Raw genomic sequence first — 21,962 nt, 5'->3', positions numbered from 1 at the left:
GCCTGCGCCGGGCGGCTCGGATCACCCGTACCGCAACCGTGGTCTTGTTGTTGCTCGGCGCCGCCGTGGCCGGTGGCGGCTGGGTAGTCCAGCACCGAGTCGCCGAGCAGGCGCAGGTCGACGCCGGCACCGCGGTGCTGAGCGCCGAACCGATCCTGGTCGGCTCGGCCGACGCCGGCGTCGTCACCCAGGCGATGGTCGCCGAGCGGGACAGCGTCACGGCCGGCGCGCTGCTGGCCAAGGTGACGCTCACCGCCAACGGCGGCCAGAAGGCCCCGGTGCAGGAGATCCGCGCGCCGCATGCCGGTGTGGTCACCCAGATCCTCACCCCGGGCGCGGTCGCCCGCGCCGGTGAGCCGGTGGCCGTCATGTACGACCCGGCCAAGCTGATGTTCACCGTGCCGGTGCCGCTCGAGACGCTCCGCCAGCTGCGACTCGGCATGCGCGCCGCGATCCGCGGGCCCGGCCTGTCGGTCCCGGTCACGGCCACCCTCACGGCGGTCAAGCCCGAGGTGGACGGTTCGGCCGGCGGCCGGCTCACCGTCGTGCTCCAGCCCGACGAAACGGCGCTGGCCACGGTCCGCACCCTGGTCCCCGGCCTGTCCTTCGCGGTAACCGTCGACACCACCACCGCCCCGGACGGCACCCCGGCGGTGAACAGCGCATGAGGCGTCGCACCGTAGTCGCGGCGGCGGCCACCACGCTGGTCGCCGCCTGCACCACCTCTCCCTCTCCCTCGTCCGAGGCCGGCCAGGCGCCGCCTTCGCCTCCGCCGAAGATTGAAGTCCCGGCTGTGCAGGGTCGCGGCAGTATCGCCGCGGCCCTGCCGGCCGCGGCCGCGCCGACCCATCCGCCGGCGCAGGCCGGACCGCTCGCCGGGCAGGCGCTGCCGACCAACCAGTGGTGGAGCTCGGCCCTGACCGGGCCGCGCACCCAACCCATCTGGGCCCACCCGCTGGTGGTCAAGGCCGCCGACGGCGGCCTGCAGATCGGCGGCGGCGGTCCGGTGACCGCCGCGGCCAACGCGATCACCACGGCGTTCACGCCGGCGCTGACCGTGCCCGGCGCGACCGGCCCGGTGACGGTCGCCGGCTACGGCGCGTTCCATGTCGTCCTGCGGGTCGCGCTCGCCGGCGGCGGCCGCGTCGACGCCACGATCGTGCAGGGCAGCCCGGTGCTGTGGCTGCATTTCGAGGGCACCGCCCCGGCCCTGGCCGGAACGTTCCAGGAGGCCGGCAGCGACAACGGCCGGGCCCGCCTGACCGTCGGCGACCGGCGCTGGGACGTGCTCGGCGAAGGGTTACGGGTGGCCGACGGCCTCACCGCGACCGGAAACGACCTCGCGATCGCCCTGGTGCCCGACGGAGTGGATCAGAGCGCGTGGGACAAGGCGACGGCCGCGGCGAAGCCGGTCACGGCCACCGACTCCACCATGGAATACGATCCCGGCGAAGGGACCGTGACCCAGACGCTGACGACGCACCGGAGCGGCGTGTGGGCCCTGCTCCCCCACCAGCGCACCGGCAAGTCGATCGGCTCCTACCCGGACGCCCGCGGCACCCTCGAAGTGAACGCCGCATCGTCCGTCAGCGTCACGGTGCCGATGCCTGGCCTGCTCACCGGCGTACCGAAAGTTAATATCGATTCGGCTGACCGCGCTGCGGTCGTGGCCGGCCTGACGCAGGATCTCGCCGATCCGCCCGGCGCGGGCGGCAGCTATTTCGGGCTCAAGGAGCTCGGCCGGCTCTCCTCGATCGCCGAGACCGCTGCCGCGGTGGGCGCGGCCGGGCAGCAGAAGACCGCGCTCGACCGGCTGCGCCCGCAGTTAATCGACTGGCTCACCTACGCCGGGCCGTCCGACGGCCGCTACTTCGGCTACGACACCAAGTGGGGCGGCCTGGTCGGGGTGCCGGCCGAATTCGGCGCCCAGGACTACAACGACCACCACTTCCAGTACGGCTACCTGGTGCGCGCCGCCGCCGTGCTCGGCGCGGCCGACCCGGCGTTCGCCCGCGACTACGGCGACGTGGTCGACGCGATCGTGCACGACTACACCGGCGGCGCGCCCGGCTTCCCGCCGTTCCGGGTGTTCAACGCGTACCTCGGCAGCTCGGCCGCCTCCGGCTTCGCGCCGTTCGCCGACGGCAACAACCAGGAGTCGTCCAGCGAGGCAGTGGCCGCCTGGGAGGCGGTCGTCCGCTGGGGCCAGGTCCGCAAGGACAAACCCATGATCGAGTACGGCGTGACGCACTACGCGATGGAGGCGGCCACCGCGCGCATCTACTGGCTCGGCCAGGGCCTGACCCGCCCACCGGGGTACACGCACACCGGCGCCGGCATCGTCTGGGACGCGAAGATCGACTTCGCGACCTGGTTCGACGCCAAACCGGAGTCGATCCTCGGCATCCAGTTGCTGCCGCTGACGTTCGGCGCGCTCTACCGCGCACCGGCGCCGCCGCAGGCCCGAGCACTGCCCGGCTTGCCCCGCACCTGGGGCGACCTGTTCGCGGCCGACCTGGCGATCTCGGACCCGGCCGCCGCCAAGCGCATGCTGGCCACGCCGGGCCTGCCGCGCGAGGAGAGCACCAGCCGAGGCCTGGTCCGCTACTTCACCGCCGCGATGGCGGTGCTCGGCCCACCCACCGGCAAACCGGCCCCGATCGGCTCGCTCCGCTTCCGTGCGGGCGTGATCAAGGGGTGAGCCGTTCTCGACCAGCAGCGCCTACGCGATGCCGATCACCGTGCGGTTCTAGCATGATCAAGTGACGATCGGTGTGGACGCGCTTCTCGAACAGGCCCGGACCGGAATGCGGCGGCTCGACCCGCACGAGACGTGGGCGGCGGTGGCGGCCGGCGCGCTGCTCGTCGACACCCGCACCGATCGGCAGCGGGCGGTGCAGGGCGAGCTGCCCGGCGCGATCGTCATCGACCGCACCGTCCTGGAGTGGCGGCTCGACCCCGGCTCGGCCAGCCGCATCCCCGAGGCGACCGACCCCGACCGCCAGATCGTGGTGGTGTGCCGCCAGGGCTTCAGCTCCAGCCTGGCGGCGGCGAGCCTGCGCGCGATCGGCCTGCACCGGGCCACCGACCTGGCCGGCGGCGTCGAGGCCTGGCTGGCCGCCGGCCTCCCGACCACGACCGCCCCGGCCGACATCCGGGAGTAGGCCCAGACGAGCCCACCGCCCAGACGAGCCCACCGCCCAGACGAGCCCACCGCCCAGACGAACCCACCGCCCAGACGAACCCACCGCCCAGACGAACCCACCGCCCAGACGAGCCCACCGCCAAGCGAGTCCACCGCCCAAGCGAACCCACCGCCACCGAAAGCCGCCGCCCCGGGCCGCAAACGCCTCATTTTCCAGAATGTCGGGCTCTCATCAGCAGTTGGAGGGGCCGACATTCTTGAAATCGGGGTCTGCCGATGCGCCCGGACCGGGGCTAGGCCGGGGCGATCTCGTCGAGGGCTCGCAGGGCGTTGAGGGTTCGGGGGTAGCCGACGAACGGGAGCAGGACGGTGATGACCGCGAGCAGGGTTGCGCGGTCGTTGCCGACGTTCAGGTTGCCGGCCACGTGGCCCTTCACCTGCGGGTCGGCGCCGCCCAGCGCGATCAGCATGGACAGCGTGAGCAGCTCGCGGGTGCGCAGGTCCAGGCCGGTGCGGGTGAGGTGGTCGCCGAAGCAGTTCGCCGAGAGCAGGCGCTGGATGTGCTGCTCGTCGGCGGGCGCGTTCGCATACATCGCGTCCACGTTGGCGGCGCCGGCGACCTGCTTCTGCACCGCCAGGCCCTTCGCGGCGCGGGTCTCCGGCGTCGTCGTCGACTGGCCGGGCAGCGGCAGCGTGACCCCGTGCTCGGTGAGCACCTCGTTGGTGACGTGCAGAAAATCGAAGACCCGACCCATCCCGGTGTACGGCACGGCCTGGTAGACGATCTCCTTGACCTCCACCGGGGTGACGCCCACGGTCAGGGCCGCCCCGAGCATCACTCGATACTCCCGCAGGGCCGGGCCGGCGATCAGTGCCGCCAGCTGCACCATCAGCCGGGTGCGGGCGTCGAGCGGGTTGTCCCGCAGCACCTCGTCGAAGGCGAAGTTGTCGAAATACTCGATCAGCTCCGGGTCGGTGACCGCCAGGGTCGACACGTGCCCGGGGAACAGTTCGTCGTGGTTCTTGCGCGCTGCCTCACTGATCGCCATGGCACCCACGGTAAAGCGGCCGCGAGTGGGTCTGGGAGGTTCTGACTCAACCTCCTTCACGCTCTCGCACGCGCCTACCGTCGAAGGCAGCGGAAGGAGCACGTCATGGAACTACGACCGCTCGGGCGCACCGGCGTCCAGGTCAGCAAGCTGTGTCTCGGCACGATGATGTTCGGCGAGTGGGGCACCAAGGACCACGACGAGAGCATCCGGATCATCCATCGGGCGCTCGATGCCGGGGTCAACTTCGTCGACACCGCCGACGTCTATTCGCAGGGCGAGTCCGAGGAGATCGTCGGGAAGGCGCTCAAGGGCCGGCGCGACGACGTCGTACTCGCGACGAAGTTCTTCATGCCTTTCGATGACGACCCCAATCACCGGGGTGGCTCGCGGCGCTGGATCATGCGGTCGGTGGAGGATTCGCTGCGCCGGCTCGGCACCGACTACCTCGACCTCTACCAGATGCACCGCTACGACCCGGCGGTCGACCTCGACGAGTCGCTGGGCGCGCTCACCGATCTCGTCCGGGCCGGGAAGGTGCGCTACCTCGGCCACTCGACGTTCCCGGCGTCGGCGCTGGTCGACGCGCAGAATGTGGCGCGGGAGCGGGGCCGCGAGCGGTTCGTCACCGAGCAGCCGACGTACTCGATTCTCACCCGCAACATCGAGAACGAAATTCTGACCCTGACCCAGCGGTACGGCATGGGAGTGCTCTCCTACAGCCCGCTCGCCGGCGGCTGGCTGTCCGGCCGCTACCGCAGTGACTCGCAGGAGGGCCCGCAGTCGATCGCCCGCAAGCGCCTGGCCAACCGCTTCGACCTGGCGCTGCCGGAAAATCAGCGCAAGCTGGCGGCGGCCGACGCCCTGGGCAAGGTGGCCGACGACGCCGGGCTGAGCCTGATCGAGCTGGCCATCGCGTTCGTCCTGCGCCACCCCGGCATCACCGCGGCGATCATCGGCCCGCGCACCATGGAGCACCTGGAGTCGCAGCTGGCCGCGGCCGACGTCACGCTGTCAGCCGAGGTGCTGGACCGGATCGACGAGATCGTCGCGCCCGGCGTGACCCTCAACCCGGCCGACAACGGCTGGGTCAACCCGTCGCTGCAGCCGGCCGCCCGCCGCCGCTGACGGCCGCAGAGGCCTGCCGCTGCGGCCGGCCGCAGCGGGCAGGGCCGCTGACCGCTCAGAGGTTGGTCATGCGTTCCAGGTGCTCGGGGTAGCGCCCGCCCTGAATTTCGATCTTGGCGGCGGCAGCGTCGAGGTCGCGCAGGTCGCCGGCGGTCAGTTCGACGCCGGCGGCCCCGATGTTCTCCTCCAGGCGTTCGAGCCGCCGGGTGCCGGGGATCGGCACGATCCACGGCTTCTGGGCGAGCAGCCAGGCCAGCGCGATCTGCGCGACCGTCGCGCCCTTGCCCGCCGCGACCGTGCCGAGCAGGTCGATCAGGGCCTGGTTGGCCTCCCGGGCGTCGGCCTCGAAGCGCGGGATGGTGCCGCGGATGTCGCCGGCGGTGAAGGTGGTGTTCTGGTCGATCTTGCCGGTGAGGAAGCCCTTGCCGAGCGGGCTGAACGGCACCAGGCCGATGCCGAGCTCTTCGCACAGCGGCAGGATCTCGTCCTCGGGGCGCCGCCACCACAGCGAATATTCGTTCTGCAGGGCGGTCACCGGCTGCACCGCGTGCGCCCGGCGGACGGTCGCGGCGGCCGCCTCGGACATGCCGAAGTGCTTGACCTGGCCGGCCTCGATCAGCTCCTTGACCGCGCCGGCGACGTCCTCGATCGGCACGTCCGGGTTGACCCGGTGCTGGTAGAACAGGTCGATCCGGTCGGTGCGCAGCCGCTTGAGCGAGGCCTCGGCGACCTTCTTGATATCCGCCGGGCGGCTCGACAGGCCGGTCTGCTTGCCGTCGGCGCCGAACGCGAAGCCGAACTTGGTGGCGATGACGACCTGATCGCGTACCGGCTGGAGGGCTTCGCCGACGAGCTCCTCGTTGACGAACGGCCCGTACACCTCGGCGGTGTCGAAGAACGTGACGCCGCGGTCCACCGCGGCCCGCAGCAGGGCGATGTTGGCCTCCCGGCCGGGGCCGGGGCCGTAGCTCTGGCTCATGCCCATCGCGCCGAAGCCGATGGCCGAGACCTCGAGGCCGGTGCCGAGAACGCGCTTCCGCATGTTGTCCATGTGACCCACGTTACGGTCCCGGCCGGGGCCGAAAGGGGTCCTGCCATTACCTGTTTCACCAGGCACTCCCTGCCGCCGGATCGGCCCGCTTTCATGGAGAGGTAATCAGCAGCGAGGAGAGAACCGACATGCGTCAGGTAGTCATGCACGCCCCCGGCGACGTGCGGGTCGAGCAGCGCGACAAGCCCACCATCGTCGAACCGACCGATGCGATCATCCGGGTCTCCGCCGCCTGCGTGTGCGGCTCCGACCTGTGGCCGTGGCGCGGCATCCAGGAGGTCAAGAAGCCGTCGCCGATGGGTCACGAGTACGTCGGTGTCGTCGAGGAGGTCGGCAGCGCGGTCCGTGACATCAAGCCGGGCCAGTTCGTGGTCGGCTCGTTCTTCGCCTCCGACAACACCTGCGAGATCTGCCAGGCCGGCTACCAGAGCCGCTGCATCCACGCCGAAGGGATCGGCGGCCTCGGCGCCCAGGCCGAGTACCTGCGCATCCCGTGGGCCGACGGCACCCTGGTGGCCACGCCCGAACTGCCGCCGGCGGACCTGATCCCGTCGCTGCTGGCCGCCTCCGACGTGCTCGGCACCGGCTGGTTCGGCGCGGTCGCCGCCGAGGCCGGGCCGGGCAAGACGGTCGCGGTCGTCGGTGACGGCGCGGTCGGCCTGCTCGGGGTGCTGGCCGCCCGGCAACTGGGCGCGGAGCGGATCATCGCGATGAGCCGGCACGAGTCGCGGCAGAAACTGGCCCGCAAGTTCGGCGCCACCGACATCGTCACCGAGCGCGGCGACGACGGCGTCGCCAGGATCAAAGACTTGACCGGAGGGTACGGCGCCCATTCGGTGATCGAGGCGGTCGGCACGCAGGAGTCGATGATGCAGGCCATCCGCTCCACCCGTCCGGGCGGTCACGTCGGCTACGTCGGTGTCTCGCACGGCGTGGAGCTGCCCGGGATGGAGTTGTTCTTCTCCGGCGTACACCTGCATGGTGGTCCGGCGCCGGTGCGCCGTTTCCTGCCCGGCCTGATCGAGTTGATCCTGCAGCGTGAGATCGACCCGGGCCAGGTCTTCGACCTCGAACTGCCGCTCGACGACGCGGCCGCGGGGTATCAGGCGATGGACGAGCGCCGCGCCATCAAGACCCTGCTCAAGCTTTAGGAGTACGCCATGGAGCTCAAACCCGTCCGCCCGACCGTGAAGACGCCGGCCACCGCGTTCACCGGTGACGTCTATATGACCCCGATCTACAACGGCGCCGGGCCGTCACGGATGACCGTCGCCCTGGTGCGCTTCACGCCGGGCGCCCGCACCAACTGGCACTCGCACGCCGTCGGCCAGACCCTGCACGTCACCGAGGGCGTCGGCCTGGTCGGCACCCGCGACGGCACCGTGCTGCGCATCCGGGCCGGCGACACGGTGGTCTGCCCGCCCGGCGAGGACCACTGGCACGGCGCGGCCGAGGACACGTTCATGAGCCACCTGGCGATGCTCGAGGCCAAGCCGGACGGCGGCGACCCGACCATCTGGCTCGAGCCGGTGGCCGAGGAGCTCTACCAGTCGGCAAATCAGTAACGGTCAGCAGCCGAACTTCTGGTAAACAACGTGGATGGCATTTGACTGGCCGGTGGTCGGCACCCTCGAGGTCGGCGGTGTCCGCCTCGGTTTCCGGGAAGCCGGCGACCCGGCCGGCACGCCGATGGTCCTGCTGCACGGCAGCGGCAGCAGCACGCGCACCTGGGACCGGTTCGCGCCGCGCCTGAGCGCGGCCGGCCACCGGGTGATCGCGCTCGACCTGCGCGGGCACGCCACCAGCGCCCGCCCCGGCGACTACGCGCTGACCGCCATCCGCGACGACGTCCTCGGCCTGCTGACGACGCTGGACCTGCGTGACGCCGTCCTGATCGGGCACTCGGTCGGCGGCCATGCCGCCCTCGCTGCCGCCCGGCACGCGCCCGAGCGGATCTCCCGCCTCGTCCTGGAGGATCTGGCGGCCCCGCCGCGGCAGGCGGTGTCGGCGAAGGGCATCAACCCGCTCCAGCTCCTGGCCGGGGTGGCCGGCATCCTGACCGTGCGCCGCGATTACCACCTGCGCGCGCTCGCCTCGATCCTGCGCCAGCTGACCCGCCCCGACCTGGACTGGTGGGCCCGGCTCGGCGAGGTCCGCCAGCCCACCCTGATCCTGTCCGGCGGCCCGGCCAGCTGCATCCCACCGCAGCGGCTCGCCGACGTGACCGCCGCGATGCCGGACGCCCGCCTCACCACGATCCCGGTCGGCCACCGCGTGCACAGCCTCGCCCCGGACCGCTTCGCCACCGAGGTCCTGGCCTTCCTGACCGAGCCCGCCTACCTCTGACCGGCAGCCGGGCCGACCAGCGCCACCCCTGATCCGCCGCGGGCGGCGAGCCGGCGGGCGCCTTATCCCCGCTCGGCCGCTTCGAGGGCCGGGGTCAGCGGGGCCAGGGCTGCCAGCATCAGGTCCGGCAGTGAGCCGGAGACCACCATGAGGCCGGCCGTCCCGGTCGGCTGCAACCACCGCCGGAGAGCGACCTTGGCGGCCGCGCCGACCGCCGCCGCCAGCACCTCGGCCGTCCGGGCGTCGGCTCCACGGCCGACGATCGCCTCGGCGACCGGCGCCTCGATCCCGGCCGTCGCCTCCACATAGCAGGCGCGCAGGGCCGGGTTCGTCGTGATCATCAGCATCGCGTCCCGGTCGCCCGGCTCGGTGTAGTACCGCACCACGGCGTCGGTCACCGCGCCGGCCAGCGGCCCGCCGGCGTCGACGGTGGGCACACGCGACGCGGTGACCGCGGCGACGATCGCGTGCTCCCGGCTCGGGAAGTAGTTGTTGTAGGTGCGTGGCGACACTCCCGCGGCCTCGGCGATCTCGTCCACCCGTACCTCATCAAGCCCTTTTGCCAAGGCCAGGCGCAACGCCGCCGCCTGCAGGGCCACCCGGGTGGCCTGCTTCTTCCGTTCCCGAAGGGATGTCACGGCGGAATTCTAGCGTGCGCGCAAACTTGCGTGCACGCACTTTTCTGCTCTACGGTCGGCGGCATGAGAGCCAAAGGCATGACCTACGACGTGGGCTGGGTTCGCGACGGCGAGATCTCGGTGCCCCACCTTGACCTGGAGATAGTCCGGCGGGAGTTAACGATCATTCGCGACGACCTGCACTGCACCGCGGTCCAGATCGTCGGCGGCGACCCGGAGCGGCTGGAGACGGCGGCCCGCATCGCGACCGGGCTGGGCCTGGAGGTGTGGTTCACGCCGTACCCGCTGGATCTGAATCCCGGCGAGATCCGCGCGCTGTTCCTCGACTGCGCCCGGCGGGCCGCGACGGTGCCGGGCGAGGTGGTGTTCGTGGCCGGGGTGGAGCTGAGCGTCATGAACCGCGGCTTCATCGACGGCGACCGGCTCGAAGATCGGCTCACCCACCTCTTCGCCGACCCGGCGGCCCGGCCGCAGCGGATCGCCGAGATCCGCGACCGCCTCGGCGCGTTCTTCGGCAGCGTCGTGCCGGCGATCCGCGAGGTCTTCGGCGGCAAGGTCACCTACTCGGCGATCCAGTTCGAGGGCATCGACTGGGACCTGTTCGACTTCGTCACGCTGGAGCTGATCCGCTCGGCCGAGGTCGCGCACCTGTTCCGCGACGGGGTGCGCACCCTGGCGGCGCAGCCCAAACCGCTCGCGATCACCGGCTTCGGCACGGCCACCTGGCGCGGCGCCGGCGACGTCGCGCCGAAGAGCATGGACATCATCGAGTACGACGAGGAGACCGGCTGGCCGATCCGCCTCGACGGCGTCTACGAGCGTGACGAGGCCGGCCAGGCGGCCTACCTGGACGAGCTGCTGGAGATCTTCGACAGCGAGGGCGTGGACAGCGCGTTCGTGCACCTCTTCGCGCTGTACAACCTGCCGCACCGCCCGGACGGCGATCCCCGCTACGACCTCGACCTGGCCAGCGGCGGCATCGTCAAGGTCCTCGAGGGCCGCACCGGCGAGACCTACCCGGACATGCCCTGGGAGCCGAAAGCCGCCTTCGCCGCCGTCGCGGCCCGATACGCCGGTTAGTCGGCGGCCGGGCGGAAGCTGTCGAAGACCAGCTTCAGGTCGCCCTGGGCGGACGGCCAGGCGGCGTCGGTGGTCTGCCAGTAGAAGCCGTACGCCTGGTGCTTCGAGGTCACCACGCCGCGGTTGTTGACGTGCTGGCGTACGCCCGAGCGGTTGAAGGTGAATTCCCAGTCGGCCGCCTTGAGGAAGTACTTCACCTCGCGAATCCGGATCTCGCGGTAGCCGGGGAAATCGCCGTGCGACACCCGGTAGGAAGCCTTGCCCCGCCAGTCGGCAACCGGGTCCCACTGCGGGCTGTCGGTCTGGTCGATGCCGAGCACCCGGCCCTCGGTCCGGAAGTAGACGATGCTCCCCTCTTTGGAGCGTGTCCACCCTTTAGGGACATAAACGGAGAAGCCGGTAGGATCACGATAATCAGTCCAGCCCGCCGGAAGGACCGGCCGGGTGTCGGCGGGCACGGCAGTGGTGGTGGCCGGCGACGCCGGAGCGGACGACACGGCAGCGGACGGCACGGCAGCGGAGGGCGTGATCGGCGTGGAAGGCTGCGGCGTTGCGGTCGTTCGGTCCACTTCGGGCCGCAGCAGGACCCACGAGATCACGGCGGCGGCGAGAAGCAGCACCGCGACCCCGGCGGCGATCAGTGGGGTCCGGCGCCGGCGGGGCGCGGCCGCGGGCGGCGACGGCGCCTCGAGCGCGGCCAGCAGCAGCTCCTCTGTCTGTTCGGCGTCGGCGCGCTCGGCCGGCAGCTTGCGCAGCAGGCCGTCCAGCACCGGCCCCAGCTCGCCGGCCCGCGTCGCCGGGGCGGGCGGCTGGCTGACCACCGCGGTGATCGTCTCCATGACCGTGTGCCCCAGGTAGGGCGCATGTCCCTCCACCGCCGCGTAGAGCGTCGCCCCGAGCGACCACAGGTCGCTGGCCGCGGTGGTGTCGCCGTCCCGCACCCGCTCCGGCGCCATGTACTGCGGCGAGCCCATCACCAGGCCGGAGCTGGTGATCAGGCTCTCGCCGTCGACCGCGGCCACGCCGAAGTCGGTGAGCACGACCCGCCCGTCCGTGGCGAGCAGCACGTTCGCCGGCTTGACGTCGCGGTGCCGCACCCCGGCCGCGTGGGCGGAGATGAGCGCGGCCAGGACGGCCAGCCCGATCTCGGCGACCCGGCGCGGCGGCAGCGGGCCGTCGGTGTCGAGCACCTCCTGCAGCGAACGGGACGGCACGTATTCCATCACGATCCAGGCGCGCCCGTCCGACTCGAACGTGTCGTAGATGCGGGCCACCGCGGGATGCGACAGCCGGGCCGCGGCCCGCCCCTCGCGCAGCATGTAGTGGTTGAGCGCCTCGCGGTCGGCCTCGACCAGCGCGTCCGGGAGCAGGATCTCCTTGAGCGCGACGTCGCGGTCGAGCAGTTCGTCGCGGGCCTGCCAGACACGCCCCATGCCGCCCGCGCCGAGGGTCCGGCCGAGGCGGTAACGGTCATGGACGTAGACCGGGGCCACCGTCATGAACAGTCTCTACCCGGAGCGGCCGACGTTCACGCATTGATCCAATGTAGAACACGTTGCCCGGTTCATCCGGATGAAACATAGGCCATTAGGACGGTCAGCATAGATAGAGATCAAATAACGAGATAGTCACAAGTCGATCGGGCGGCCTAGGCACAACTACACGCTGTGCAGTCAGATGTGCTCACACCGCAGTCCCGCTTCTGGCGACCTTCAGACCGACGGCGCCCCGGCATGCCCGGAGGGAAATAATGATCACCAGCCCACGGAGGGCACTGGGGCTGGTCGCGATCGCGACCGCCTCGATGCTTGCCATAACCGCCTGCAGTGGTGGAGACGCCACCCCGACCGAGGAGCTGCTCGGCTTCGATTCCTGCGCAAAGACACCGCTGACCTGCAACACCGGCGAGACCAAGGCCGGCGGCTCAATCGTGTACTACGAGGAGCAGGACATCGCCACCTGGAACACGGTGGGCGCGGACGGCGGTCACTACGCCACCTCGGTGATGATGGGCGGCCTCATTCCCAACGTCTACTACGGCGCGCCGGACTACAAAGCCGGGCTCAACTCCGACCTGGTGGTCGAGGAACCGAAGGTCACCAGCACCAGCCCGCAGACCGTGGTCTACAAGATCAAGCCGGAAGCGGTGTGGAGCGACGGCACGCCGATCACCGCGGACGACTTCAACTACGCCTTCCGGGCGCGCAACACGAAGGACTGCCCGGACTGCGGCACCTCGAGCAGCTCCGGCTACGACGTCCTGCAGAGTGTCACCGGCAGCGACAACGGCAAGACGGTGACCGCCACCTTCCAAGCCGGCAAGACCTACCCCGACTGGAAGTCGCTGTTCGGCGAGCTCTACCCGGCGCACATCGCGAAGGCGGCCGGCGACAACAGCACGCCGGCCGGCCTGCTCAAGTCGTGGGATGCCTTCGGCAAGACCCAGCCGACCTGGTCCGGCGGCCCGTACATGATCGAGAGCTACCAGGAGGGCCAGCAGCTCGTCGAGGTGCCGAACCCGAAGTGGTGGGGCAAGAAGCAGTCGCTCGACAAGATCATCTTCAAGATCGTGACGGACCAGTCGTCGTTCGTCCCGGCGCTGCAGAACGGTGAGATCAACGCCGGCGACCCGCAGCCCAACATCGACATGGTCACCCAGGTGCAAAACCTCCAGGGCTTCAACCAGAAGCTCAGCGGCGGCCTCTCGTGGGAGCACATCGACGCCAACCTGCAGAACAAGTTCCTCAAGGACAAGGCGCTCCGCGAGGCGATCTTCAAGGCGATCGACGTGCAGGGCATCATCAACCGCACGGTCGGCACGTTCTGGAAGGACGCCAAGCCGCTCGGCAACCACAACTTCATCCCGCAGAGCCCGTATTACAAGGACGTGGTGAGCGAGACCGGAGCCGGCAAGGCCGACCTCGAAGGGGCGAAGAAGGCGCTCACCGACGCGGGTTACACCGGCGTCGGCACCGCACTCAAGACCCCCGGCGGCGAGCCGGTCACGCTGCGGTTCCGGCACACCGAGGGCAACGTCAACCGGGCCGCCACGGCGGAACTGGTGCAGGCGACGCTCAAGCAGCTGGGCATCAACATGACGATCCAGACCACCAACACGCTCGGCAAGACGCTCGACTCCGGCGACTTCGACCTGATCGTGTACGCCTGGGTCAACACCCCGTTCTTCTTCCAGGGCGCCCAGCAGCTGTGGGGCAAGGCCAGTGACAGCAACTACGGCCACTGGGTCAACGAGCAGGCCGACACGATCCTCAACCAGGGCGTTCAGGCGGGTCTCGACGAGGCGAAGGGCGCCGACCTGCTCAACCAGGCCGACGCGCTGATGGCCAAGGACTACTACGTTCTGCCGCTCTTCCAGCGGCCCAACTTCATGGTGTCCAAGGCCGACTACCTGAACATCCGGCCGAACTCCACCTCGACCGGTCCGACGTTCAACACCGAGGAGTGGGGCCTGAAGGCAACCGCCAACTAGGCCTGTACCGAGCTGCCCGGCGCGGATCACCGCGCCGGGCAGCCTCCTCGAAAGAGAAAAAACATGTTCGCGTACGTCGTGCGGCGCCTGGCCGCCGCGATACCCGTCCTCATCGTCGCGTCATTCCTCGCGTACGCCCTGGTGGCGCTCTCGGGTGACCCGCTCGAGCCGCTGAAGCTGCGCAACCCGCCGGCGCCACCGCGGACCATCGAGCTGGAGACGCAGCGCCTCGGCCTCGACCACAACATCTTCGTCCGCTACTGGGACTGGCTCTGGGGCGTGCTGCACGGCGACTTCGGCCAGTCGGTGCAGAGCAACTACGACATCGGCGCCAATCTGGGCCGCTCGGCCACCGTCACCCTGCGACTGGTCCTGGTCGCGATGCTGCTGGCCCTGGTCCTCGCGATCCTCACCGGCGTGCTGAGCGCGGTCCGGCAATACTCGCGGTTCGACTACGCCACCACGTTCGCCGGCTTCGTCTTCCTGGCCATGCCGTCGTTCTGGATCGCCATCGTCCTCAAGGACCTCGCGGTCCGCTACAACCGGGCCTCCGGCACCACGGTGTTCTACACGATCGGCGAGACCTCGCAGAACTACGAAAGCATGTCGGCCTTCGGGAAGTTCGGCGACGTCGTCGGGCACCTGGTGCTGCCGACGATCGCGCTCGCCCTGATCTCCTACGCCGCCTGGAGCCGCTACCAGCGGGCCGCCATGCTCGAGGTGCTCAACTCCGACTACGTACGGCTGGCCCGGGCGAAAGGCCTGACCTGGCGCAAGGTCCTGGTGCGGCACGTGCTGCGGACGGCGCTGATCCCGCTGGTCACGGTCACCGCCCTGGACATCGCCGGCATCCTCGGCGGCGCCGTGATCACCGAGACCGTCTTCAACTGGAACGGCCTGGGCCGGATGCTGCTCAACGGCGTCGCCCGGGCCGATACCAACGCGGTGGCCGCCTGGCTGCTGCTGGCCGGTCTGGTCGTGATCGCCTTCAACGTCATCGCCGACTCGCTCTACGCCGTGCTCGACCCGAGGATCCGCCATGAGTGACACCGCGGCCCGGCCGGTGGCCGAGACCTTCGCCGTGCGCGAGCGCACCCAGACGCAGCTGGTGGTCCGCCGCTTCCTGCGGCACCGGGCGGCGGTGACCAGCCTGGCGATCTTCGTGGTGGTCGTGCTGTTCGCCTACGTCGGCCCGCTGCTCTGGAAGTACGACTACACCGACATCACCGACGACCTGTCGCAGTCGCCGTCGTTCGGCCACCCGTTCGGCACCGACCTGATCGGGCACGACACGATGGCCCAGGTCATGCGGGGCACCCAGCAGTCGCTGAAGATCGCTCTCGCCATCGCCCTGATCGGCACCGTGCTCGGCGCGCTGTGGGGCGCGATCGCCGGCCTCTACCGCGGCAAGCTCGACTTCCTGATGATGCGCATCGTCGACATCGTGCTCACGCTGCCCACCATCGCGGTTGCCGCCGCGGTCGCCGCGCAGGGAGTCGGGGGCAGCCAGTGGTGGTCGATCGCGGTCATCCTCGGCGCGCTGACCTGGCCGTACGTCAGCCGGGTGGTCAGGGGTGTGGTTCTTTCCCTGCGTGAGCAGGAGTTCGTCGAGGCGGCGCGGGCGCTCGGGGCGGGAAATGCCCGGATCATCCTGCGGCATCTGCTGCCCAACGCGCTCGGCTCGATCATCGTGGTCGCCACGCTGACCATCGCCACCGGCATCCTCGGCGAGGCGGCCCTGTCGTTCCTCGGCGTCGGCGTGCAGGCCCCGGACACCTCGCTCGGCCTGCTCGTCTCGCTCAACCGGGACGCGGTGAACACCCGGCCGTGGTTGTTCTACTTCCCCGGCCTGTTCATCATCTTCATCGCCCTGACCATCAACTTCATCGGCGACGGCTTGCGCGACGCCTTCGACCCGAAGCAGACGAGGGTACGCCAATGACAGTGCTCCTCGAGGTCGACAACCTCACCGTCGGCTTTCCCACCGAGGACGGCGTCGTCCAAGCCGTCCGGGGCGTGTCCTACCAGGTCAACCGGGGCGACTCGGTCGGCATCGTCGGCGAGTCCGGCTCCGGCAAGTCGGTGACGTCGATGGCCGTGATGGGGCTGCTGCCCCGCAGCGCGCAGATCACCGGCTCGATCAAACTGATGGGCGAGGAGCTGCTCGGCCGGTCGGACAACGCGATGTCGGAGATCCGCGGCAAGAAGGTCGCGATGATCTTCCAGGACCCGCTGACCTCGCTCAACCCGGTCTACACGGTCGGCTACCAGATCGCCGAGGCGGTGCGGGCGCACCACGACGTGCCGAAGAGCAAGGCGATGAAACGGGCGGTCGAGCTGCTCGAGGTGGTCGGCATCCCGAACCCGGCGCTGCGGGTCGACAGCTACCCGCACGAGATGTCCGGCGGCATGCGGCAGCGGATCGTGATCGCCATCGCGATGGCCAACAACCCCGACCTGATCATCGCGGACGAGCCGACCACCGCGCTCGACGTGACCGTGCAGGCTCAGGTGCTGGAGGCGCTCGAGGCGGCCCGCAAGGAGACCGGCGCGGCGCTGGTGCTGATCACCCACGACCTGGGGGTGATCGCCGGCCACACCGAGCGGGTCAACGTGATGTATGCCGGCAAGCTCGTCGAGACCGGCACCGTGGACGACATCTTCTACAACCCGCGGATGCCGTACACGTTGGGTCTGCTCGGCAGCCTGCCGCGGATCGACGAGTCCGGCCGGCCGCGGCTCACGCCGATCACCGGATCGCCGCCGTCGCTGCTCAACCTGCCGTCGGGCTGCCCGTTCATGCCGCGCTGCCCGAAGGCCCGGGACCGGTGCGAACAGATCGAGCCGGAGCTGACCCCGACGATCAACCAGCGGCACCTCGCCGCGTGTCACTTCCACGCCGAGCTGGCGTCGGCCACCGCCGAGGAAATCTTCACCGACCCCGGCACCGACCTGGAGGTACCCCAATGACCGCCGAGCCGATCATCTCCGTCCGCGGGCTGGTCAAGCACTTCCCGGTGCGGTCGCGCGGGATCATCCGCCGGCGGGTCGGCGACGTGCACGCGGTCTGCGGCGTCGACTTCGACATCTTCTCGCACGAGACGCTCGGCCTGGTCGGCGAGTCCGGCTGCGGCAAGACCACCACCGGCCGGCTGCTGCTCAACCTCGAACCGGCGACCGCCGGCTCGATCAACTTCCAGGGTCGCGACATCGTGCCGCTGTCCCGCTCCCAGATGCGGCCGCTGCGCCGCGAGATGCAGATCGTCTTCCAGGACCCGTACGCGTCGCTCGACCCGCGGATGACGGTCAACGAGATCATCGCCGAGCCGCTGAGGATCCACGGCCTGTACGCCCGGGACAAGGTCCGCGACCTGCTCAAGATGGTCGGGTTGAGCCCCGAGCACGGCAACCGTTACGCACACGAGTTCTCCGGCGGCCAGCGTCAGCGCATCGGGGTGGCCCGGGCGCTCGCGCTGCGGCCCAAGGTGCTCGTGCTCGACGAGCCGGTGTCCGCGCTCGACGTCTCGATCCAGGCCGGCGTCGTGAACCTGCTGGAGGACCTGCAGGACGAGCTCGGACTGTCCTATTTGTTCATCTCGCACGACCTGTCCGTGGTGCGGCACATCGCCGACCGGGTAGCGGTGATGTACCTCGGGCGGATCGTCGAGACGGCACCGGTCGAGGACCTCTTCCGGAACGCTGCCCACCCGTACACCCAGGCCTTGATCTCGGCCATTCCGCTGCCGGACCCGCGCAAGGAACGCAGCCGGCGGCGGGTCCTGCTGACCGGCGACGTGCCGAGCCCGGTCGACCCGCCCAGCGGCTGCCGCTTCCGCACGCGGTGCCCGAAGTTCGCCAACCTGCTGACCGACGACGAGCGCACCAAGTGCACCACCGAGATCCCGGCGCTGACCGACCGCGGCCAGGGCCACCAGACCGCCTGCCACTACGCCGAGGCGCTCGCCCTGGTCTAACGTCGGGCAATGCCGTCGTCACAGCAACCGGGTGCTTCGCTGCCGGATCCGGCCGGGGCCGGGTCGCTCGACGATCTCGTCGAGCGGCTCCGGCTGCTGAAGGTGTGGGCCGGTGATCCGTCGTACGACACGATCACCGGCCGGGTCAACGCGGCCTGGACCGCGGCCGGCCGGCCGGCGAGCGAGCTGGCCCGCCGGTCCACGGTGGCCAGTTGTTTCACGCCCGGGCGGCGGCGCTTCAACACCGATCTCGTGGTGGCGGTGGTCGAGGCGCTGCACCCGGACGTCGGTTATGTGAACCAGTGGCGGCAGACCCTGGGCGAGGCGACCGCCCAGGTGCGGGTGCAGGACACCCTGCCGCCGGACCTCGCCGGGTTCGCCGGCCGCGGCGCCGAACTCGATCGGCTTCACGAGGCCATGCGGGCCGGCGACACGGTGGTGCTCTCCGCGCTCGAGGGCATGGGCGGGGTGGGCAAGACCCGGCTCGCCGTCCACGCCGGGCACCGGCTGATGGCCGCGAAGGCCGCCGAGCGGGTGCTGTTCGTCAACCTGCGCGGCTTCGACCCGGCCGAGCCACCGGCCGAACCGGCGGCCGTGCTCGACGGTTTCCTCCGCCTGCTCGGCATGCCGGGCCACCAGATCCCGCACGACCTGACCGCCCGCGCCGACGCCTTCCGCGAGCACGTGGCCACCGCGCCGACCCTGGTGATCCTGGACAACGCGGCCACCGCCGAGCAGGTCCGCCCGCTGGTGGCCGACGTCGCCGGCTGCCTCACCCTGATCACCAGCCGGCGGAGCCTGGCCGAGCTGAAGCCGGCCACCCAGCTCACCGTCGACGTCTTCACCCCGGCCGAGGCGCTGGACTTCCTCACCCTCGCGGTCGGTGCGGTGGATCGGGACGCCGCCGCCCGGATCGCCCAGCGCTGCGGCTACCTCCCGCTGGCCCTCAACCTGATCGCCGCGCACATCCGCAACACTCCCGGATGGACGCTGGCCGACCACGCCGACCGGCTCGACGAACGCCACCGGCAGCGGCGCCTGGACTCCGAGGTCGAGATCGCGCTCGACCTGTCCTACCAGCGCCTCCCGGCCGGCCACCAGCGGCTGCTGCGGCTGGCCGCCCTCCACCCCGGAACGGACTTCGACGCGTACGCCGCGGCCGCGCTCACCGAATCCGATCCCTTCGACGCCGAGGCGTGGCTCGACGACCTCTGTGCCGACCACCTGCTGATGCAGGCCGGCCCGGGCCGGTACACGTTCCACGACCTGGTCCGCGCCCACGCGATCACCCGCGCCCACGACGAGGAGCCGCCATCGGGGCGCCGGGCCGCGCTGACCCGGCTGTTCGACCACTACCTCACCACCGCCGCGGCGGCCATGGACGCGATCTACCCCGGCGAGTCCCAACGCCGCCGCCCGCCGATCCCGCCGGCCGCCACCCCCGCTCCCGACCTGGCCGATCCGGAGCAGGCGCTGTCCTGGCTGCTCGCCGAGCGGCCCACCCTGGTCGCGGTCACCGTGCACACCGCCACCCACGGCTGGCCACGGCACGCCACCCGGCTGGCCATCACCATGAGCCGCTACCTCAGCACCGGCCACCACGGCGACTCCCGGACGATCTATGAGCACGCCTATCGCGCCGCCCGTCTCAACGACGATCTCACCGAGCAGGCCGAGACGCTGCGGGCGCTCGGCGTCGCCCACCTCCTGCAGGGTCTGCGCGACGTGGCGGTCGACCACTTCGAGCGGTCCTTCGAGCTCTGCGGGCAGACCGGCGACCTGGTCGGGCAGGCCCGCGCCCTGATCAACCTGAGCATGGCCGCCAAGCAGTCCGGCCGTTATCCGGCGGCCATCGAGCACCTGCAGCAGGCGTTGAGCCGATACCTGCGGGCCGGCGACCGGTACGGCGAGGCCACCGCGCTGACCGCCCTCGGTGTCGCCCTGCAGCAGTCCGGCCGCCACGACGAGGCCATCGACTATCTGCAACGCTCGCTGGCCATCGCCCGGGAGAGCGGCGTCGAGAGCAACGTGGCCTACTCACTCAACGGCCTCGGCGAAACCGAAGTGCGATCCGGCCGGTACGAGGCGGCCCGCGCCCACCTGCAGGAGGCTCTCACGCTGTACCGGCAGTTCGGCAACCGCACCGGCGAGGCCAACGTGCTCGACGGCCTCGGCACGCTGCACGCCCGGCTCGGCGACTTCGACCGGGCCACCGACTTCTATCAGCAGGCCCTGGCCCTGTTCCGCGAGGTCGGCGACCGGCACGTCGAGACGTGGGTGCTCAACGGGCTCGGCGAGGCCGCCCTGGCCGCCGGCCGCCCCGCCGACGCGCTGGCCCACCACACCGAGGCGTGCGCCATCGCGACCGGCATCGGTGTGCGCAACCAGGAGGCGGCCGCGCACGCCGGTCTCGGCCACACCCACCTCGCCCTCGGCGACCCCGGCCTGGCCCGCGAGCACTACCGGCGGGCGCTGGCCGTCTACACCGAGCTGGGCCTGCCGGAGGCCGACCAGATCCGGGCCGGTCTTCAGACGTTGATCGACACGCAGGTCGAGCAGTAGTTGGGCCAGATCACCGGCGGCTTCGGCAGGAACAGCACCTGCTCGGCCACCAACGCGTCGCTCGCCTCGATCGGCGTGCTGGTCACGACGCCGTCCGCGGCGGTGTCGACCCGGACGCAGGCGGTCCGGGTGTCGAGGTCACGCATCAGGCACAGCCCGAAGACCGGCATCAGCGTCTGCGGGAACACGTCGGCGATCACCTCGGCCGACCGGTAGGACTGCAGCTTGTCGCCGGTGGCCATCGGGAGGTAACCGCCCGGCAGGAAGAGCACCACCGCGAAGGTGAATCCTTTGTTCGGCTCGCAGAGCGTCATGTGCACCGGAAGCAGATAGTGCCCCAGCTCGTCGACGCGGACCGGATCGAACGACCCGGTGGCGCAGCTCGCCGGCACCCACGTGGTGGTCGCCCGGGCCACCCCGGGCGCGCCCAGCAGCAGGGTCGCGGTCAACGCGGCGATCCACACCATGGTCTTTCTGATCATTCGGGTTCCTTCTCCTCGAGCGACACCGCTCCGGCGGCGCCCAGTGCCAGCGCGAGCTGGAAACGGTTCTGCACGCCCACGCGGTCCATCAGGGCACGCAGCGTATAGGCGACCGTGCGCGGGCTGAGCCCGAGCTGTTCGGCCGCTGTCTGATCGGTGTGGCCCAGGGCGAGCAGACCGACCAGCGCGCTCTCCCGAGGCGAAAGGTCGATCGGAATCACCTCCTGGCGAGATGGATCGCGGCCCTGTCCCCAGAGCCGCTCGAACAATGCACACAGGGCCGCCACGAACTCGTCGTCGGCGACCTCGACATAACCCCGCTCCAGGTCGAGCGGATCGGCCGGGAACAGCGCCACCTGGCGGTCGAAGACCATCAGCTTCAGCGGGGGTGTCTCGACGTGCCGGACCTCGGCCATCGGGACACCGCCGCGGTCGGTGTCGATGAGCCGAAGGCGCACCCCCCGGCCAGCCAGCCGCCGATCGACCGGTTGCGCGGCCGACATCGACTCGGCGCTGATCACCGGCTCGTTGTTGACCGTCAGGTGCTCGTGGCGCTCCCCCGCGGCCAGCTGCGCCACCCGCCGGCGGGCGACCGCCCGGCTCGGCCACAACCGGGTCGGCAGACCGCGGCGGCAGGCCGCGGCGATGCCGTCGATGGTGGCGAAATGCTGCCTCCACCGCTCGGCCTCGGGCGGCGGTGGCAACGGCCGCCGCCGGAAGCGATGCACGACCTCGGCCGGAGATCGTGCACCCCAAGCGCCTCCGGCGGCCACCGTGGCACCGGCGGCGGCCAGCTCGTCCAGCGCGGACCTCGTCCTGGTGCGCGCCAGCCCGAGCTCACGGGCCAGTCGGTGGCCATCGGCGGGGCCGAGCAGCGCCAGCGCCCGATAGACCAGGTCGGCATCGGCCGACAAACCCCAGCGCGTGAGCGCCGGGATGGCCCCCGGATCCGCCGGCATATCTCTCCCCCGCCCAACCGGCCGGTCACCCCCGTGTTGACCGGCGCGATCAGAACAC

20 protein-coding genes are annotated in these 21,962 nt (G+C 70.8%); 14 read left to right on the top strand and 6 right to left on the bottom strand.

Going from position 1 to position 21,962, the window contains the following annotated elements; all coding sequences use genetic code 11:
• Positions 1-38 precede the first annotated feature (38 nt).
• The 3 genes from AB0E90_RS39890 to AB0E90_RS39880 all read left to right on the top strand — a co-directional run bounded on the left by AB0E90_RS39890 (position 39) and on the right by AB0E90_RS39880 (position 3,164).
• On the top strand, positions 39-668 hold the full coding sequence (locus AB0E90_RS39890) for an HlyD family secretion protein (protein ID WP_360417443.1): 630 nt from the start codon (positions 39-41) through the stop codon (positions 666-668).
• The gene (locus AB0E90_RS39885; protein WP_360417441.1) at positions 665-2,701 is read left to right on the top strand and encodes a glycosyl hydrolase; all 2,037 of its coding nucleotides are present in this window, start codon (positions 665-667) and stop codon (positions 2,699-2,701) included. Before AB0E90_RS39890 ends, AB0E90_RS39885 begins: the two co-directional genes overlap by 4 nt.
• 106 nt (positions 2,702-2,807) lie before the next feature.
• Positions 2,808-3,164 carry a rhodanese-like domain-containing protein gene (locus AB0E90_RS39880; protein WP_360417540.1) on the top strand — a complete coding sequence of 119 codons (357 nt, stop codon included), beginning with the start codon at positions 2,808-2,810 and terminating at the stop codon, positions 3,162-3,164.
• Between the two features lie 274 nt (positions 3,165-3,438).
• Here AB0E90_RS39880 and AB0E90_RS39875 read toward each other — a convergent pair whose 3' ends face one another.
• Positions 3,439-4,194, bottom strand: coding sequence for a carboxymuconolactone decarboxylase family protein (locus AB0E90_RS39875; protein ID WP_360417439.1), 756 nt, complete (start codon positions 4,192-4,194; stop codon positions 3,439-3,441).
• 105 nt (positions 4,195-4,299) lie between these two features.
• On the opposite strand from AB0E90_RS39875, the gene AB0E90_RS39870 reads away from it, so the two are divergent.
• Positions 4,300-5,322: an aldo/keto reductase gene (locus AB0E90_RS39870; protein WP_360417437.1), complete on the top strand. Its 1,023-nt coding sequence runs from the start codon at positions 4,300-4,302 to the stop codon at positions 5,320-5,322.
• Between the two features lie 55 nt (positions 5,323-5,377).
• Here AB0E90_RS39870 and AB0E90_RS39865 read toward each other — a convergent pair whose 3' ends face one another.
• Positions 5,378-6,373, bottom strand: a complete 996-nt coding sequence (locus AB0E90_RS39865) for an aldo/keto reductase (protein WP_360417435.1) — start codon at positions 6,371-6,373, stop codon at positions 5,378-5,380.
• A gap of 128 nt (positions 6,374-6,501) precedes the next feature.
• Here AB0E90_RS39865 and AB0E90_RS39860 point away from each other — a divergent pair, with 128 nt between their 5' ends.
• Genes AB0E90_RS39860 through AB0E90_RS39850 form a run of 3 tightly spaced genes read left to right on the top strand, consistent with a single transcriptional unit; the run spans position 6,502 to position 8,719 of the window.
• Entirely contained in the window at positions 6,502-7,524 is a 1,023-nt protein-coding gene (locus AB0E90_RS39860; protein ID WP_360417433.1) for a zinc-dependent alcohol dehydrogenase family protein, read from the top strand.
• Positions 7,525-7,533: 9 nt separating this feature from the next.
• On the top strand, positions 7,534-7,938 hold the full coding sequence (locus tag AB0E90_RS39855; protein ID WP_360417431.1) for a cupin domain-containing protein: 405 nt from the start codon (positions 7,534-7,536) through the stop codon (positions 7,936-7,938).
• A gap of 34 nt (positions 7,939-7,972) precedes the next feature.
• The gene (locus AB0E90_RS39850) at positions 7,973-8,719 is read left to right on the top strand and encodes an alpha/beta hydrolase (protein ID WP_360417429.1); all 747 of its coding nucleotides are present in this window, start codon (positions 7,973-7,975) and stop codon (positions 8,717-8,719) included.
• Between the two features lie 62 nt (positions 8,720-8,781).
• Here the strand turns inward: AB0E90_RS39850 and AB0E90_RS39845 are convergent, their stop codons facing one another.
• Complete coding sequence (locus AB0E90_RS39845) at positions 8,782-9,357, bottom strand: helix-turn-helix domain-containing protein (protein WP_360417427.1); 576 nt, start codon at positions 9,355-9,357, stop codon at positions 8,782-8,784.
• A gap of 63 nt (positions 9,358-9,420) precedes the next feature.
• On the opposite strand from AB0E90_RS39845, the gene AB0E90_RS39840 reads away from it, so the two are divergent.
• On the top strand, positions 9,421-10,437 hold the full coding sequence (locus AB0E90_RS39840; protein WP_360417425.1) for a hypothetical protein: 1,017 nt from the start codon (positions 9,421-9,423) through the stop codon (positions 10,435-10,437).
• Here the strand turns inward: AB0E90_RS39840 and AB0E90_RS39835 are convergent.
• Complete coding sequence (locus tag AB0E90_RS39835) at positions 10,434-11,936, bottom strand: serine/threonine-protein kinase (RefSeq protein ID WP_360417423.1); 1,503 nt, start codon at positions 11,934-11,936, stop codon at positions 10,434-10,436. The two genes, AB0E90_RS39840 and AB0E90_RS39835, sit on opposite strands and share 4 nt — an antisense overlap.
• A 251-nt stretch (positions 11,937-12,187) precedes the next feature.
• On the opposite strand from AB0E90_RS39835, the gene AB0E90_RS39830 reads away from it, so the two are divergent.
• The 6 genes from AB0E90_RS39830 to AB0E90_RS39805 all read left to right on the top strand — a co-directional run bounded on the left by AB0E90_RS39830 (position 12,188) and on the right by AB0E90_RS39805 (position 20,463).
• Entirely contained in the window at positions 12,188-13,927 is a 1,740-nt protein-coding gene (locus AB0E90_RS39830) for an ABC transporter family substrate-binding protein (RefSeq protein WP_360417421.1), read from the top strand.
• Between the two features lie 63 nt (positions 13,928-13,990).
• Positions 13,991-14,974, top strand: a complete 984-nt coding sequence (locus AB0E90_RS39825) for an ABC transporter permease (RefSeq protein ID WP_360417419.1) — start codon at positions 13,991-13,993, stop codon at positions 14,972-14,974.
• On the top strand, positions 14,967-15,869 hold the full coding sequence (locus tag AB0E90_RS39820) for an ABC transporter permease (protein WP_360417417.1): 903 nt from the start codon (positions 14,967-14,969) through the stop codon (positions 15,867-15,869). The genes AB0E90_RS39825 and AB0E90_RS39820 overlap by 8 nt, the downstream gene beginning before the upstream one ends.
• Positions 15,866-16,897: an ABC transporter ATP-binding protein gene (locus AB0E90_RS39815; protein ID WP_360417415.1), complete on the top strand. Its 1,032-nt coding sequence runs from the start codon at positions 15,866-15,868 to the stop codon at positions 16,895-16,897. Before AB0E90_RS39820 ends, AB0E90_RS39815 begins: the two co-directional genes overlap by 4 nt.
• Positions 16,894-17,901, top strand: a complete 1,008-nt coding sequence (locus AB0E90_RS39810) for an oligopeptide/dipeptide ABC transporter ATP-binding protein (protein ID WP_360417413.1) — start codon at positions 16,894-16,896, stop codon at positions 17,899-17,901. Before AB0E90_RS39815 ends, AB0E90_RS39810 begins: the two co-directional genes overlap by 4 nt.
• Before the next feature lie 9 nt (positions 17,902-17,910).
• The gene (locus AB0E90_RS39805) at positions 17,911-20,463 is read left to right on the top strand and encodes a tetratricopeptide repeat protein (protein WP_360417411.1); all 2,553 of its coding nucleotides are present in this window, start codon (positions 17,911-17,913) and stop codon (positions 20,461-20,463) included.
• Here the strand turns inward: AB0E90_RS39805 and AB0E90_RS39800 are convergent.
• Together AB0E90_RS39800 and AB0E90_RS39795 are read right to left on the bottom strand one after the other, a co-directional pair.
• The gene (locus tag AB0E90_RS39800) at positions 20,430-20,945 is read right to left on the bottom strand and encodes a hypothetical protein (RefSeq protein ID WP_360417409.1); all 516 of its coding nucleotides are present in this window, start codon (positions 20,943-20,945) and stop codon (positions 20,430-20,432) included. The two genes, AB0E90_RS39805 and AB0E90_RS39800, sit on opposite strands and share 34 nt — an antisense overlap.
• Positions 20,942-21,904 carry a LuxR C-terminal-related transcriptional regulator gene (locus tag AB0E90_RS39795; protein ID WP_360417407.1) on the bottom strand — a complete coding sequence of 321 codons (963 nt, stop codon included), beginning with the start codon at positions 21,902-21,904 and terminating at the stop codon, positions 20,942-20,944. Before AB0E90_RS39795 ends, AB0E90_RS39800 begins: the two co-directional genes overlap by 4 nt.
• Positions 21,905-21,962: the final 58 nt, after the last annotated feature.

It is taken from the genome of Actinoplanes sp. NPDC026619, from assembly GCF_040638295.1.
Lineage (GTDB): Bacteria > Actinomycetota > Actinomycetes > Mycobacteriales > Micromonosporaceae > Actinoplanes.
Note: the sequence above shows the minus strand (reverse complement) of the source record. Positions and strands in the feature narration are given on the sequence as shown.

Coding starts and splice junctions, on each gene's coding strand:
- AB0E90_RS39885 (WP_360417441.1), top strand. CDS start 665: ATGAGGCGTCGCACCGTAGTCGCGGCGGCGGCCACCACGCTGGTCGCC.
- AB0E90_RS39880 (WP_360417540.1), top strand. CDS start 2,808: ATGCGGCGGCTCGACCCGCACGAGACGTGGGCGGCGGTGGCGGCCGGC.
- AB0E90_RS39875 (WP_360417439.1), bottom strand. CDS start 4,194: ATGGCGATCAGTGAGGCAGCGCGCAAGAACCACGACGAACTGTTCCCC.
- AB0E90_RS39870 (WP_360417437.1), top strand. CDS start 4,300: ATGGAACTACGACCGCTCGGGCGCACCGGCGTCCAGGTCAGCAAGCTG.
- AB0E90_RS39865 (WP_360417435.1), bottom strand. CDS start 6,373: ATGGACAACATGCGGAAGCGCGTTCTCGGCACCGGCCTCGAGGTCTCG.
- AB0E90_RS39860 (WP_360417433.1), top strand. CDS start 6,502: ATGCGTCAGGTAGTCATGCACGCCCCCGGCGACGTGCGGGTCGAGCAG.
- AB0E90_RS39855 (WP_360417431.1), top strand. CDS start 7,534: ATGGAGCTCAAACCCGTCCGCCCGACCGTGAAGACGCCGGCCACCGCG.
- AB0E90_RS39850 (WP_360417429.1), top strand. CDS start 7,973: ATGGCATTTGACTGGCCGGTGGTCGGCACCCTCGAGGTCGGCGGTGTC.
- AB0E90_RS39840 (WP_360417425.1), top strand. CDS start 9,421: ATGAGAGCCAAAGGCATGACCTACGACGTGGGCTGGGTTCGCGACGGC.
- AB0E90_RS39835 (WP_360417423.1), bottom strand. CDS start 11,936: ATGACGGTGGCCCCGGTCTACGTCCATGACCGTTACCGCCTCGGCCGG.
- AB0E90_RS39830 (WP_360417421.1), top strand. CDS start 12,188: ATGATCACCAGCCCACGGAGGGCACTGGGGCTGGTCGCGATCGCGACC.
- AB0E90_RS39825 (WP_360417419.1), top strand. CDS start 13,991: ATGTTCGCGTACGTCGTGCGGCGCCTGGCCGCCGCGATACCCGTCCTC.
- AB0E90_RS39820 (WP_360417417.1), top strand. CDS start 14,967: ATGAGTGACACCGCGGCCCGGCCGGTGGCCGAGACCTTCGCCGTGCGC.
- AB0E90_RS39815 (WP_360417415.1), top strand. CDS start 15,866: ATGACAGTGCTCCTCGAGGTCGACAACCTCACCGTCGGCTTTCCCACC.
- AB0E90_RS39810 (WP_360417413.1), top strand. CDS start 16,894: ATGACCGCCGAGCCGATCATCTCCGTCCGCGGGCTGGTCAAGCACTTC.
- AB0E90_RS39805 (WP_360417411.1), top strand. CDS start 17,911: ATGCCGTCGTCACAGCAACCGGGTGCTTCGCTGCCGGATCCGGCCGGG.
- AB0E90_RS39800 (WP_360417409.1), bottom strand. CDS start 20,945: ATGATCAGAAAGACCATGGTGTGGATCGCCGCGTTGACCGCGACCCTG.
- AB0E90_RS39795 (WP_360417407.1), bottom strand. CDS start 21,904: ATGCCGGCGGATCCGGGGGCCATCCCGGCGCTCACGCGCTGGGGTTTG.